Origin of the sequence: Clostridium chromiireducens, assembly GCF_002029255.1 — a bacterium.
GTDB lineage: Bacteria > Bacillota > Clostridia > Clostridiales > Clostridiaceae > Clostridium > Clostridium chromiireducens.
In genome coordinates, this window is sequence record NZ_MZGT01000110.1 from 1 (window position 1) to 10,801 (window position 10,801).

The 10,801-nt window shown below is 28.8% G+C and carries 11 protein-coding genes; 8 read left to right on the top strand and 3 right to left on the bottom strand.

Annotation, left to right across the window (positions count from 1 at the left end; all coding sequences use genetic code 11):
• The first annotated feature begins 128 nt into the window (after positions 1-128).
• Positions 129-1,292: a class I SAM-dependent methyltransferase gene (locus tag CLCHR_RS22595; protein WP_079442160.1), complete on the top strand. Its 1,164-nt coding sequence runs from the start codon at positions 129-131 to the stop codon at positions 1,290-1,292.
• Positions 1,293-1,373: 81 nt separating this feature from the next.
• Here the strand turns inward: CLCHR_RS22595 and CLCHR_RS25035 are convergent, their stop codons facing one another.
• A complete protein-coding gene (locus CLCHR_RS25035; RefSeq protein WP_169896870.1) occupies positions 1,374-1,529 on the bottom strand; it encodes a hypothetical protein in 156 nt (51 codons plus the stop codon).
• A gap of 313 nt (positions 1,530-1,842) precedes the next feature.
• Between CLCHR_RS25035 and mutL the strand changes: the two genes are divergently transcribed.
• From mutL to CLCHR_RS22615, 4 genes are all read left to right on the top strand, one after another.
• Positions 1,843-3,915, top strand: coding sequence for a DNA mismatch repair endonuclease MutL (mutL, locus tag CLCHR_RS22600; RefSeq protein WP_079442161.1), 2,073 nt, complete (start codon positions 1,843-1,845; stop codon positions 3,913-3,915).
• Positions 3,915-4,838 carry a tRNA (adenosine(37)-N6)-dimethylallyltransferase MiaA gene (gene miaA / locus CLCHR_RS22605; RefSeq protein WP_079442162.1) on the top strand — a complete coding sequence of 308 codons (924 nt, stop codon included), beginning with the start codon at positions 3,915-3,917 and terminating at the stop codon, positions 4,836-4,838. The genes mutL and miaA overlap by 1 nt, the downstream gene beginning before the upstream one ends.
• Positions 4,839-4,895: 57 nt before the next feature.
• A complete protein-coding gene (gene hfq / locus CLCHR_RS22610; RefSeq protein WP_079442163.1) occupies positions 4,896-5,138 on the top strand; it encodes an RNA chaperone Hfq in 243 nt (80 codons plus the stop codon).
• 89 nt (positions 5,139-5,227) lie between these two features.
• Positions 5,228-6,517, top strand: a complete 1,290-nt coding sequence (locus CLCHR_RS22615) for a methionine gamma-lyase family protein (protein WP_079442164.1) — start codon at positions 5,228-5,230, stop codon at positions 6,515-6,517.
• A gap of 64 nt (positions 6,518-6,581) precedes the next feature.
• On the opposite strand, the gene lexA is transcribed toward CLCHR_RS22615, so the two are convergent.
• Positions 6,582-7,190: a transcriptional repressor LexA gene (gene lexA, locus CLCHR_RS22620; protein WP_079442165.1), complete on the bottom strand. Its 609-nt coding sequence runs from the start codon at positions 7,188-7,190 to the stop codon at positions 6,582-6,584.
• Positions 7,191-7,480: 290 nt separating this feature from the next.
• Here lexA and CLCHR_RS22625 point away from each other — a divergent pair, with 290 nt between their 5' ends.
• The 3 genes from CLCHR_RS22625 to CLCHR_RS22635 all read left to right on the top strand — a co-directional run bounded on the left by CLCHR_RS22625 (position 7,481) and on the right by CLCHR_RS22635 (position 9,204).
• A complete protein-coding gene (locus CLCHR_RS22625) occupies positions 7,481-7,981 on the top strand; it encodes a GAF domain-containing protein (RefSeq protein ID WP_079442166.1) in 501 nt (166 codons plus the stop codon).
• Positions 7,982-8,119: 138 nt separating this feature from the next.
• Positions 8,120-8,542, top strand: a complete 423-nt coding sequence (locus tag CLCHR_RS22630; RefSeq protein ID WP_079442167.1) for a hypothetical protein — start codon at positions 8,120-8,122, stop codon at positions 8,540-8,542.
• An 80-nt stretch (positions 8,543-8,622) separates the two neighbouring features.
• Positions 8,623-9,204 carry a hypothetical protein gene (locus CLCHR_RS22635; protein WP_079442168.1) on the top strand — a complete coding sequence of 194 codons (582 nt, stop codon included), beginning with the start codon at positions 8,623-8,625 and terminating at the stop codon, positions 9,202-9,204.
• A 165-nt stretch (positions 9,205-9,369) separates the two neighbouring features.
• Here the strand turns inward: CLCHR_RS22635 and CLCHR_RS22640 are convergent, their stop codons facing one another.
• Positions 9,370-10,359, bottom strand: coding sequence for a tyrosine recombinase XerC (locus CLCHR_RS22640; protein WP_079442169.1), 990 nt, complete (start codon positions 10,357-10,359; stop codon positions 9,370-9,372).
• Positions 10,360-10,801 lie beyond the last annotated feature (442 nt).

Below are 10,801 nucleotides of genomic sequence, written 5' to 3' on the forward strand. Positions count from 1 at the left end.
TATACTTATAGTATTGCATACAAATTTAAGATAAAATAAATAAATAGATTAATTCTACAAAATAACAATGTGTAAAATAATAATAGTAATAAAACACAAGTTAACTAAATTATAAGGTGAGTTGAAAGATGGAAGATTTAAAAAAAGCAATTGATGAAATAGTTAAAGAGGATATTATTAAAGTAGTTATCAGTAATAAAGCAAATAAAAATTTTGAGTATAACAAGATAACAATAATGCTTAAAGAAAATAATAATAAGAAATATTATCAGATAGAAAAATATACTGATAAGCAGGTGTTTCATGAAAATATTGATGCAGATGTTTTAAGTGATAAAATACTAGATTATGTATCGTCAGATTTTAAGCAAGTTTCCGCTTGGTCAAATCTGACTATCTTTGAAGTGAAAATATCTAAAAAAGGTAAGGTTCTATTAAGTAAGAAAAAAGGGGATAATGCCAAATTTGTTAGTAAAGGACATAATAAAGAAAAAAATTATATACTTAAAGAAGGCATGATTATTGAGCCACTTATAGATCTAGGTGTTTTTACTAAAGAAGGTAAAGTAATAAACTCAAAGTATGATAAATATAAGCAAATAAACAGATTCGTGGAAATTATCGATGATGAAATTAAAAAGAACGACTATAAAGAACTTACAATTTTAGATTTTGGCTGTGGAAAGTCTTACTTAACATTTGTATTATATTATTACTTTGTAGAGATAAAAAAAATAAATGTTAAAATGATAGGATTAGATCTTAAAGCTGACGTAATTAAGAAGTGTAATGATATAGCAAAACGTTATAATTATGAGAATTTACACTTTGAACTTGGAGATATAAATGGCTTTAAATATAACAATAAGGTTGATATGGTAATTACATTGCATGCATGTGATACTGCTACAGATTATGCGTTATATAATGCAATAAAATGGAATACTAAAATGATCTTCTCTGTTCCTTGCTGTCAGCATGAATTTAATGCTCAAATAAAAACAGAAAAATTATCTATCTTAACAAGATACGGTATAGTACAAGAAAGAATTGCAGCTCTTATGACTGACAGTGTGCGTGCAAATCTTTTGGAATGTATCGGATATAGAACCCAACTTTTAGAATTTATAGATATTGCTCATTCTCCTAAAAATATATTAATTAGAGCATCAAAATCTAATATTCCTAAAGATAAGAAAGAGAAAGCTTTAAATGAAGTCAGAAATTTGATGGAACAATTTAATCTTAATCCAACATTATTTAATTTATTAAAGAATGATAATTTAATATAAGTTTTTATGAATGTAAATAATTATATTATTGTTATTAAAAAATCCACGACAGCAGTAAATTTTGTCGTGGATTTATTTGCATTATTTCATTTTCTTTTTAAATGTAGTATGTGGAGAAGGCTCATCTTTTCCAAAAGGACTTTTTTCATGAGATTTTTCATTTATTTCTTTACCATAATTACGAGATGCTGGGTCAGATGTAGTATTTGCTGAACTATATAAATCTTTGTTATTCATTTTAATACCTCCTTACCGAAAATATTTTTTTCTATATTAGCTTATCCATCTTAAATATAAATATTATTTATATTTAAGAACACTACTGTTATAATTGTGTAAGTAGGTGTTATTTATGAAATTAATAGTTCTTGAGGATAATAATACATTTATTGATAGATACTATTATGGTGAATCAGCTGTATCATATAGCTAATTAAACTTCATAATATTTATTTTTGCAATACAGAGTTCATACAAATGAAGAATAATAATTTCAAGTGATTTTTCTCATTGAAAATTATTAATTTTAATTGAAAGGGGGAAATTATAAATGAAAAGAATTAATATTTTAAATGAAGATACAGCAAATAAGATTGCAGCTGGAGAAGTTGTTGAAAGACCGTCTTCAGTAGTTAAAGAATTAGTAGAAAATTCTATTGATGCTCACTCAAAAAATATCGTAATAGAAATAGAAGAGGGTGGTGCATCTTTAATAAGAATTATAGATGATGGCGATGGAATTTATAAAGATGATATAGCTAAAGCCTTTCTTCCTCATGCTACAAGCAAAATAAAGGAATCAGAAGATATATACAGCATAAGCACTTTAGGTTTCAGAGGTGAAGCACTCCCATCTATAGCATCGGTGGCTAAGGTTAATTTAAAATCTAAGCAGGCAGATGAAGAATTTGGATATGAAATTTCAATTGAAGGTGGTAAATCAACAGACGTTGCAGAATGTGGAGTAAATAAAGGAACAATAATAGAGGTTCGTGACTTATTCTTTAATGTTCCTGCAAGAAAGAAGTTCTTAAAATCTACCGCTAAAGAAAGTTCTTTAATTAATGATATAATAACAAGACTTGCTCTTGCTAATCCTAAGATAAGTTTTAAATTATATAATAACAATAAAAAGATTCTTCATACTTTTGGTAACGGAGAGTTTAAGGATGTAATAAGAACAATTTATGGAAAGTCAATAACTGATAATATACTTTATTTCAGTGATACTTCTGATCTCATTACAGTATATGGGTACATAGGAACAGAAGAGATAGCCAGAGGTTCTAGAAATAATCAAAGTATTTTTGTAAATAAAAGATATATAAAAAATAGAGCATTAGCTGTAGCCGTTGAACAAGCATTTAAGTCATTTTCCACAGTTAATAAGTTCCCATTTTTTATTTTATTTATTGAAGTATACCCTGAATATGTTGATGTAAATATTCATCCAACAAAGGCAGAGGTAAAGTTTAATGATGAACGAACAATTTTCAAAAAGATTTTTGGGGCAGTTCATACTTCCTTGAAGAATGAAGTATTTGAAACTTTTGCTATTAAAGAGGAAGAAAACTCCAAAATTTCAGTAATACCCACTTTTGAAGAGATAACATTTAAGATAAAAGAGGAAGAAGAAAAAGTTAAATTTGCAAATTCAACTGTAAAGTCATTATTGGATCAAGGAATAAATCTTAATGCAAATAACTATTCAGTTGATGATAATAATTCTGTAAATGCATATAAAACAACTCACTTTGAAAGCGATATGAATAAAGAGTCATATAAAATTCCTATCGAGATTCCTATTGACTTAAGATCACGCATAAGTAATGGAGATGAAAATTATGAAACTGCAGAAGATATAGGTGTAGATTATGATGCAACGCCAGTAGTCGAAAAATATGAACACAATAAATTTAACCAAGATACAAATCAGGAAAATCAGTATTATATGGCTAATGATAACAACCAAGAAAATATATCTGAGCTTGTTGATAGTTCAAGAACAAAAGATGTGAGTGACAATCTGAAACAAACAGCTAAGTTTCCGCCAATAACTATAATTGGGCAGTACAATAAAACTTACATATTAGGCGAATATGACAGTACACTATATATGATTGATCAACATGCCGCCCATGAAAAGATATTATTCGAAAAGTACATAAAAGAAATTGAGAGCGGTAATATTATCATTCAACCTCTTATGATTCCAAGTGTTATTGATTTGAGCATAGATGATTATTCTTATTTTGAAGAAAATAAAGAAGTTTTTGGAGCAGCAGGATTCTTACTTGAAGAGTTTGGAGGAACATCTTTATCTTTGAAAGAAGTTCCATACTTTCTAGGAAAGCTTAATCCTAAAAATTTGTTTTTAGAGATGTTAGATAATCTTAAAAATTTAGGGAATGGAAAAACAATTGAAGTTAAACATAATGCTATTGCTAGCAAAGCTTGTAAAGCAGCCATTAAAGGTAATGATAAATTAGAAACTAGTGAAATGATAAAATTAATTGAAGATTTAAGATATATAGATGACCCCTTCCATTGCCCACATGGAAGGCCTGTAATAATTAAATTTACTAGTACAGACATAGATAAAAAATTTAGGAGAATTATATAATGAAACAAAAATTATTAGTAATCGGTGGACCAACTGCAGTAGGGAAGACTGATCTTTCAATAAAACTTGCGCAAAAATTAAATGGAGAAATTATTTCGGCAGATTCTATGCAGATATATAAATACATGGATATAGGCTCAGCAAAGGTAACAGAAGAAGAAATGCAAGGAATAAAACATCATTTAATAGATGTTATAGAACCAGATGTACCTTATTCTGTTGCTGATTTTAAGGAGTACGGAGAATATGCAATTAATAATATTATATCTAAAGAAAAACTACCTATAATATCTGGAGGAACTGGTCTCTATATTAATTCATTGACTTGTAATATGACTTTTACTGAAGCAGAGAAAGATGAAGAATATAGAGAATATTTAGAAAGCCTAGCCTTAGAAAAAGGAAATGAGTATATACACGAAATGCTTAATGAAATTGATCCGATAAGTTACAAAGATATTCACCCTAATAATAGAAAAAGAGTTATAAGAGCTTTAGAAGTTTATAAGCTCACAAAAAATCCATTTAGCTCTTATAATGTTGGTGATGATTTTTACAATAGCGAATATGATGTATTTTACTATGTGTTAACTATGGATAGACAAAAGTTATATGATAGAATTAACAAAAGAGTTGATATTATGCTTAAAAGAGGATTATTGGATGAGTGCATAAGATTAAAAGAAATGGGTTATACTTCAGATATTCAGTCAATGCAAGGGATTGGTTATAAAGAAATATTCTATTACCTTGAAGGTGAAATTTCTTTACCTGATGCGATAGATATGATAAAACAAGGATCAAGAAATTATGCCAAAAGGCAGTTAACTTGGTTTAGAAGAGATAAAAGATGTATTTTTTTAGATAAAGATGTTATGAGCGATGATGAAATTTTGGATAAAGTTATTAATGACATAAGTTAAAACTCGAGTTATAATAGAAATAATTAAACTTATGCTCACTAATGGAGGTGTTATATTTTGGTCAATAAACAACAAAATAATTTACAAGATATTTTTTTAAACAATGCTAGAAAAAATAAAATTCAGTTAGTTATACATTTAATGAATGGATTCCAAATAAAAGGCATTGTAAAGGGTTTTGATAATTTTACTGTCATATTGGATTGTGACAATAAACAAATGCTAATATATAAACATTCTATATCAACTATAACGCCAGCTAAACCAATTTTATTTGCAGACAATGAATATGAAAGTTAGTAAATAGGCATTAACATTGCCTATTTATTTTTTGGGTTATAAGGAATTTATAAAACTTATTTAAATACTTTGGAGGATGAGACATACAGATGTTAAAGAAAACAGAAGAATTTTTAATTGATAACTATAATATAAGTGAAAGGACATTTGAAATATATAGACAGGCTCTGAAAGATACTGCTGAACAATTTGAAGACTATGATGAAATTAGAGAGTATAATCAGCTGAAAGTTCTAAAAGCTTTTCAAACTGAAAAAATAAGTGATGCACATTTTACAAATACAACCGGATATGGTCTTGATGATATTGGCCGAGATTCCTTAGATAAAGTTTATGCTAATATTTTTAAGACTGAAGCAGGACTTGTTAGGCCGCATTTTGTAAGCGGTACACATGCTATTGGGTGCGCCATAGCTGGTAATGTGAGACCAGGTGATAAAATACTTTGTGTTTCAGGACTACCGTACGATACTTTACTTGGCGTGTTAGGATTGTCAAAAAAGAAAAATTCCGGCTCTTTAGATGAATTCGGAATTAAAACAGATATTGTTGATTTAGATAGTAATGGTAAATTTCAATTTGAAAAGATAAAAGAGGCTATAAAAGCTGATTCATCTATAAAACTTATACATATTCAAAGAAGTACAGGTTATGCAGCAAGAAAATCTTTTCTAGTTTCTGAAATAGCCGAGGTTATTAGACATATTAAAGAAGTTAGAAATGATGTATCAATATTTGTTGATAATTGCTATGGTGAGTTTATTGAAATTGTAGAACCAACGGAATTTGGTGCTGATATTATGGCAGGTTCACTAATGAAAAATATTGGTGGTGGAATTGCGCCAGGTGGTGGTTATATTGTTGGTAAGAAAAACTTAGTCGATGCAGCTGCAAATAGATTAACTGTACCAGGGGTAGGAGGAGAGTATGGAGCTACTTATGGATTAATGAGAAGTTTCTATCAAGGATTATTCTCTGCGCCTCACGTTTCTATTGAGGCTGTTAAAACAGCTATATTTTGTGCTAGAGTTATGGAAATCGCAGGATTTAAAGTCTTCCCGCCATCTAGCGATAAAAGAACAGATATAATTCAAGCTATTGAATTTGGTAACTCTAAAAAACTAGTTAATTTCTGCAGTGGAATTCAAGCCGGATCACCGATTGATGCTTTTGCGGTATGTGAGCCATGGGCTATGCCTGGATATGATAGCGAAATAGTAATGGCTGCTGGTGCATTTATTTCAGGATCAACAATTGAACTTTCGGCAGATGGTCCTGTAAGGGAACCTTATATAGCTTACATACAAGGCGGATTAAATTTTGATCACGGTAAAATTGGTGTTCTTATAGGATTGAGCAAAGTTTTAGAAGTTGAGTAATATAAAAAGACTGTTTATGATTAATCATAAACAGTCTTTTTTATTCATCATTTTAATCTTTTAGCTATTTAAAAGATCTAAATATCCCAACAAGTTTGCCTAATACTTTACAATCATCTACTATGATGGGATCCATAGCATCATTTTCAGGCTGCAATCTAATATGATCTTTTTCCTTAAAGAATCTTTTAATTGTTGCACTATCTTCAATCAATGCAACTACAATATCACCGTTTAAGGCTGTTTGAACATTTTCAATAATAGCTAAGTCATTATCTCTAATACCAGCATTAACCATGCTTTCCCCAGATACTCTAAGCATAAAAAGCTCTTTATCATGCTTTATATAATCTAATGGTAGAGCAAATGTATCTTCTATATTTTCAGTTGCTAGAATAGGGCTTCCAGCAGTGATTTTACCCAGAATTGGTATATTAATCATTTCCCTTTTAGGAGCAGAAAATTCAGCTATTTCTAAAGCTCTTGGCTTTGAAGGATCTCTTTTAATCATACCTTTTTTTTCTAATCTTTTTAAGTGGCCATGAACTGTTGAAGTCGACCTTAACGATACAGCTTCACATATTTCTCTTACTGAAGGTGGATATCCTTTGTTTTCTGTATAAGATTTTAAAAAGTCGTATATTTCTGATTGCTTATCTTTTTCGTCTGACATTATAAACACCTCTCTATTCTTCTACCCATTATAGCATATACCCGTTTATATAGCAAACTAACGTTCTAAATACGCAAACATACACGCTGTAAGAATAGAATAATCAGTAATATTTAACAAAAATTGAGAGTTAAGTTTATCATTATGTTTGTATAAATAAATCAAACAAATAATTCTTTATATATTAATATTCCAATATTGAATAAAAAATAGTATTATATAATGTGGTAAGCTTAAATAATATAAAATAGTTAAGAATGCATATTTTGGCAATACGGAAGGTGAAATGAATGTTTGATATAAAAGTATTTGATGGTATGAGTACAGAAAGTAAATTGGAAAATATGTTAGTTATGCTTGAAGGTCTGATAGATAACGAAGATTTACCAATAACTAAACTTTGTAATGCATCTGCGTTAATAAACGCTCTAGTAGGAAGAATTAATTGGTGTGGTTTTTATTTAGCCAAAAGTGATTCGCTTGTTTTGGGGCCTTTTCAAGGGATGCCCGCTTGTACAAAAATTGAAATAGGGAAGGGGGTATGTGGAACAGCTGCTCTAAAAAAAGAAACGCTATTAATAGAAGACGTACATAATTTTGAAGGGCATATCGCTTGTGATGCCGCATCAAATTCTGAAATAGTAATTCCTATAGTAAATAATGAAAAACTAGTAGGGGTTCTTGATTTAGATAGTGAAGAGTATAGTAGATTCACTGATCTTGAAAGAATTTATTTAGAAAAAGCAGTGACGATACTTAATAAATATATTAATTGGGAACACATTATATAGTTTGTTTCAATATTATAGCGTGAACTTGAATTTTTGAAGTTATTATTTATTGCTTTGAATAATAACAATATTTAATTTGATTTAATTTGTTTTATTTGATATAATTATTATTCTACAATAAAAAAAGAGGTGTTACAGATGACTGATATGTATTCTGATGATGATTATTGTGATATTTACGAAAATAAAATTTGTGATAATTGCGGCAAGTGTTTAGAAATTAATGGCGTTGATACTAAAGCAATTAGAATCGAAGATATTGCGAAAACACAAGAAGAAAATGAAATATTAGAAGAGGAATTCTTAAACGATTTAAAGGCGTCTTTAAGTGAAGATGAATTAGATGAAATAACTGAAGAAAATCTTGATATAAAAGACATATTTAACAAATTTGCAAAAAAAACAAATGATTTTGATACTGAATTTTCTGATGAAGAAAGCTACGAGGATGCATTTGAACATATAGTATACTTGGATGAGATGGATTTAAACGATGATTTAACTCTCGACGAAGCTACCGAAGAGATATATCCTGGTGTCAGAAGATTAAGAAAACAATAGAATAAATGTAGTGAATAGATTTTCGTTTTATTTCACATAATAATCACGTAATATATTTCAATTGAAAGGGATGATTTATTATGAGGCGAAAATCTATTTTATTGTTATTTTTAGCTGCGCTTGTTATATTTTCATTAACGTTAATAGGATGCGGTAATCGTTATAGAACTGGAGCGGACAATAATGGTACAACAAGGAATAACGCTGGTGGCATGGAAGGTACTAATGGTTTTACTAGAGATAATGCATGGGATGATGACGGAACCAATGCAAATAATTCAGATGCTACAAGAGATAAATTAAAAGCTACCGCTGATTCAATAAAATATTCAGCTGTAAATTTTGCAGATGATTTAAGAAATTCCGGATACAATTTAACAGAATCAGCTAATACAAAGAAAAATTACTTTAAAGGTAATGAAACAGATTACCTTTTAGGCGGAGATGTAGTTAGACTTTATGAATATGGTTCTCCAGCTGAGTTAGAAGGAGATATCAACAGAATTGCTCCTGGCGGGATGTCTATACATGGAACAGATGCAAATTACACTAGAAGCCCTTATTACTATAGGAAAGGTAATACTCTTATAATGTACGAAGGTAACGAACCAGCATACATTGATGAATTCAGAAACAACTACGGAAACGCAATAACTCGCTAAAAGCAAAACATAGAATAGCAATCACATGATAAAGGTTACCAGAATATTTAACTGATAACCTTTTATTTTTTTGAATGAAATCTTTTTGTCAAAATAGGAGAGAGGAGAGTGTTTATAATATTTTGATCTTTATAATATCCTAAAACAAAATTATCATCAAAATCATTATAGCTTTGAAAGTGGATTTGATTTAACTGCATCCCTTAAGGAGTCATCATCAACGTGAGTATAAATTTGAGTTGTTGATATATTTGTGTGACCTAATATGCTTTGCAAACTTCTAATATCAACATTACCATACTTATACATAAGCGTAGCAGCAGTATGTCTTAGTTTGTGCGGAGTATATTTATCATCCGTTAATCCTGCATTAGTAATATGTTTCTTTATCATAATTTCAACAGTTCGTTTATTAATAGGTGTATTTCTAGATGATAAAAACAAGATTTTTTTGTTTTCTGGTAATGCTTTGGAATCATTTCTAGCGTTTAAGTAGTTTGAGAGAGCTTTCAAACACGCTTCGTTTAAATAAACAGTTCTTTCTTTATTACCTTTACCTATAATTGTTAAGGTATCTTCTCTAATCTTATCTATTTGGATACTGCAAAGCTCAGAAAGTCTCATCCCACAATTCAAGAAGAATGTTAGTATGCAGTAATCTCTAAAGTAATTTTTGTCATTTTTATCTAAAGATCCGAGTAAATGAATACTTTGATTGAGCGTCAGATAAACCGGGTGCCTTTTATTTATCTTCGGAGATTCTAATTCTAAAGCAGGGTTTTCGCTTATTATTTTTGCCTTTCCAAAAAGGAATTTAAAATATGATTTTAATGTAGCAACTTTTCTAGCTCTTGCATAAGAACTATTATCTCTGTATTTTTCTGTAAAAGAAAGAAAAGCATACAAATCTCTAAGTTTTACATTTTTCAAAAAATCAGAATCTATAACAGAAATATCTATATCCTCAAATTCCACCAAATCCGTATTTACTTTACCTTTGTAAATCATCATAAATCTAAAAAATATCGTTAGATCAATTCTATATCCATCTATAGTATTAACTGATGTACTTTTTATAGTTTCCAAATAATTTAAAAAATCCACCAAACTTTCAGGAAGATTATTATTTTGAAGCACTTGAATATCATATTTCATATTTTCACCTTATTTTTTTATAAATTCAAAGCACCGTAAAAGCTTGTCCGCAATTGATAAATCACTTAATTCTTAAAATCTTGTGCCAAGTTAAAAATATTATACCAAATTTCATAAATTAATGCAATTATTTCGCTAAATGTATATTTAGCGAAATAATTACTTGGAATTTTTATAAAAGTTCAGTTCACATTATTAAATATTTTAGAAAATTCTACGTAGGTTTTTATCTTTATTATCAAGTTTTGTCTGTTATATCGAAATTTCTAAACAACATTTGAATTTAACAAACAAAATAAATTCATCAATCATTCGTTTTACTTACAAACTATAATCAACTTCAACATATTTAACCTTAATTATAATTTCATATATAAGGAAATAAATTAAAATATTTAATTTCTTTTTATTATATTTATAATTTATTTAATGCATTTCATCT

Bases quoted from the DNA above. Each gene is read 5' to 3' on its own strand.
- CLCHR_RS22595 (WP_079442160.1), top strand. From the start codon at position 129: ATGGAAGATTTAAAAAAAGCAATTGATGAAATAGTTAAAGAGGATATT.
- CLCHR_RS25035 (WP_169896870.1), bottom strand. From the start codon at position 1,529: ATGAATAACAAAGATTTATATAGTTCAGCAAATACTACATCTGACCCA.
- mutL (WP_079442161.1), top strand. From the start codon at position 1,843: ATGAAAAGAATTAATATTTTAAATGAAGATACAGCAAATAAGATTGCA.
- miaA (WP_079442162.1), top strand. From the start codon at position 3,915: ATGAAACAAAAATTATTAGTAATCGGTGGACCAACTGCAGTAGGGAAG.
- CLCHR_RS22615 (WP_079442164.1), top strand. From the start codon at position 5,228: ATGTTAAAGAAAACAGAAGAATTTTTAATTGATAACTATAATATAAGT.
- lexA (WP_079442165.1), bottom strand. From the start codon at position 7,190: ATGTCAGACGAAAAAGATAAGCAATCAGAAATATACGACTTTTTAAAA.
- CLCHR_RS22625 (WP_079442166.1), top strand. From the start codon at position 7,481: ATGTTTGATATAAAAGTATTTGATGGTATGAGTACAGAAAGTAAATTG.
- CLCHR_RS22630 (WP_079442167.1), top strand. From the start codon at position 8,120: ATGACTGATATGTATTCTGATGATGATTATTGTGATATTTACGAAAAT.
- CLCHR_RS22635 (WP_079442168.1), top strand. From the start codon at position 8,623: ATGAGGCGAAAATCTATTTTATTGTTATTTTTAGCTGCGCTTGTTATA.
- CLCHR_RS22640 (WP_079442169.1), bottom strand. From the start codon at position 10,359: ATGAAATATGATATTCAAGTGCTTCAAAATAATAATCTTCCTGAAAGT.